At 59.2% G+C, this 2,368-nt stretch carries 4 protein-coding genes; 3 read left to right on the top strand and 1 reads right to left on the bottom strand.

Features of this window, described 5'->3' with window-relative positions; translation table 11 throughout:
- Together WBP53_RS13180 and recO are read left to right on the top strand one after the other, a co-directional pair.
- The coding region (locus tag WBP53_RS13180) for a KH domain-containing protein (RefSeq protein ID WP_423929651.1) at window positions 1-166 on the top strand (166 nt) is incomplete at its 5' end.
- A gap of 12 nt (window positions 167-178) precedes the next feature.
- Entirely contained in the window at window positions 179-910 is a 732-nt protein-coding gene (gene recO / locus WBP53_RS13175; RefSeq protein ID WP_423929649.1) for a DNA repair protein RecO, read from the top strand.
- On the opposite strand, the gene WBP53_RS13170 is transcribed toward recO, so the two are convergent.
- Window positions 889-1,602 carry a response regulator gene (locus WBP53_RS13170; RefSeq protein WP_423929647.1) on the bottom strand — a complete coding sequence of 238 codons (714 nt, stop codon included), beginning with the start codon at window positions 1,600-1,602 and terminating at the stop codon, window positions 889-891. The genes recO and WBP53_RS13170 overlap by 22 nt on opposite strands.
- 119 nt (window positions 1,603-1,721) lie before the next feature.
- Between WBP53_RS13170 and WBP53_RS13165 the strand changes: the two genes are divergently transcribed.
- Window positions 1,722-2,368, top strand: a 647-nt coding sequence (locus WBP53_RS13165; RefSeq protein ID WP_423929645.1) for a TRAM domain-containing protein, incomplete at its 3' end; no start/stop codon positions are given.

Raw genomic sequence — 2,368 nt, 5'->3', positions numbered from 1 at the left:
TGTCATTGGTGCCGGTGGTGCACAGCTCAAGGCGATCGGTAGCCAGTCACGTCGCCGCATGGAAAAACTGTTCGGCAACAAGGTCTTCCTCGAGCTCTGGGTCAAGGTGCGTGAGAACTGGTCTGATGACGATGCTTCGCTCAAGCAATTCGGCTATACCGGTTGAGTAATACGAGTCATGCGAGTTGATGCCCAGCCCGCACTGATCCTGCACGCTCGTGTCTGGCGAGAGACCTCATTGTTACTTGAATGCCTGACGCCCGAGTACGGGCGTGTCGGCCTGGTGGCCCGTGGCGTACGCAGGGAAAAATCGCGAATGCCGCGCGGCTTGCTGCAACCATTGCAAGCCCTGAGTCTGAGCTGGATCGGCAATGGCGAACTGTTCACCCTCACGCATGCCGAGGCGGCAGCGGCACCGCTGCAGATTGCAGGCGAGCGCCTGTATTCCGGCATGTACCTCAACGAACTCGTGCTCAGGTTGTGTGCTCGCGGTGATCCGCAACCTGAACTGTTCGAGCACTATTTCACTTGCTTGCAACGACTTGCGGCGGGCGAGCCGGAAGGCTGGAGCCTGCGTCGGTTCGAACGGGATTTGATGATTGATCTTGGCTATGGCCTTGTTCTGGATCGGAACATCGACGACGGATCTCCTTTGCGGGCAGACATGGAATACAGCTATCTGATCGATTCGGGTCCGCAGCCATGGAGGTCGCAAGCCGGTGCCTTGCGAATCAGTGGAGCGGCGCTACTCGCCCTGCATCATGATGAACGTCCCGACATGCAGCATGAACGAGAACTGCGCCTCCTTATGCGGGCACTTCTGCGAGATCAGCTCAATGGCGGTAGCCTCAATGCCTGGGACATGAGAATGCGTAGCAGCGCTCTCTCTCAGGAAAGTTCCGGCCCCTGACCTAGCAAGCTTCGGGTTTGCGCACTGACATCGAGGAACAATCTGATCGCCTTGTCTGGCCAGGTGTTCTCAGTATCGAGTGCGCGACGCAATTCTGCTATGGCGCCAGTCAGTCTGGTCGCGCCACAGAAGCCGGCCGAGGCATCCAGTCGATGGAGGCGATCACGCAGCGCCTCCTCATCTCTGTCTTGTGCATACTCTTCGATCTCGCGGGGCAGGGCATCAAGTTCGCCTCCAAGGAGACTTCGCAAGGCATTCATGATGGTTGTGTCGCCGCCGCTCCTGCTCAGCGCAAGCGTGTCATCCAGGTCGCCATCTTGAATCGGGCGCGTGGGCAAGTGCTGCGCCAACAGCGCGCGAAATTCTTCGAGCGGGATGGGTTTGACCACGACCGCCGCAAAGCCCGCGCGCAGCAGCTCGTCAGGATTCAAGCCCGCATCAGCGGTGGTGGCAACTGCTTTGGTCATGCTTGAATGTCCGCCCTCGCTGCGAATGATATGCAGGGATTCCAGGCCGCCGCGACGCGGCATGCGCGAATCGATGATCATCAAGTCGTAGGGCTGCGCCGACGCCAGCGAGCAAGCCTCAACGCCGTCTCTGGCCCTGTCTGCTTCATGCCCGAATCGGGAGACCGCTTCGGCGAGATATTCAAGGCTCAACAGGTTGTCGTCAGCGATCAGGATCTTGGCCATGCATGGATTTCCATTTCCAGGAACCTGACGAAGGATTCACCTTGTGCGACCCGGCGTCAATCGTCGAGTTTCACCACCATGCCATCGATCCAGCTGGATCGGGATGATTCACTGCTAACATGCGCGCTCGCCACAACCTGTCATTCATGATGAGCCCTCGATCAAGCGCGCAATTCGCGGAACTGGACGTTGAGAATCTGAACCACGATGGGCGCGGCGTTGCGCGTGTTGACGGGAAAGCGGTTTTCGTGGCCGGCGGTTTGCCGGGCGAACGTGCCGTTGTCCGTTACACCAAGCGCCATCGCAACTATGACGAGGTCAAGGTCGAGGAGCTGCTGTCTCGGTCGAGTGATCGCATTGAAGCACGCTGCCCGCATTTTGGTGGTTGCGGCGGCTGTGCCATGCAGCACCTCCCGGCGGACAAGCAGATCGAGGCCAAGGAAAAATTTCTTGCCGAGAACTTCGAGCGGATCGGCAAGGTGCGTCCGGATCGCTGGCTGACGGCATTGACCGATCAGGCCTGGGGTTACCGCCGCAAGGGCAGGCTGTCGGTCAAATGGGTGGAGAAGAAGGGCAAGGCCCTGGTCGGATTCCGGGAAGACAATCCACGATTCGTTGCCGACCTCTCGGAGTGCCACACGCTCTTGCCTGAAGTGGGACTACGGATCAGCGCGTTGTCCGAGCTGATTGGTTCTATGCAGGCACGCAGCGATATTGCACAGATCGAGATATCCGCCGGCGATGACGTCGTGGCGCTCGTGTTCCG

It is taken from the genome of Dokdonella sp., from assembly GCF_049593775.1.
Taxonomy (GTDB): Bacteria; Pseudomonadota; Gammaproteobacteria; order Xanthomonadales; family Rhodanobacteraceae; genus Dokdonella.
The sequence above is the reverse complement of the archived record's forward strand: the minus strand, read 5'-3'. Positions and strand labels throughout refer to the sequence as shown.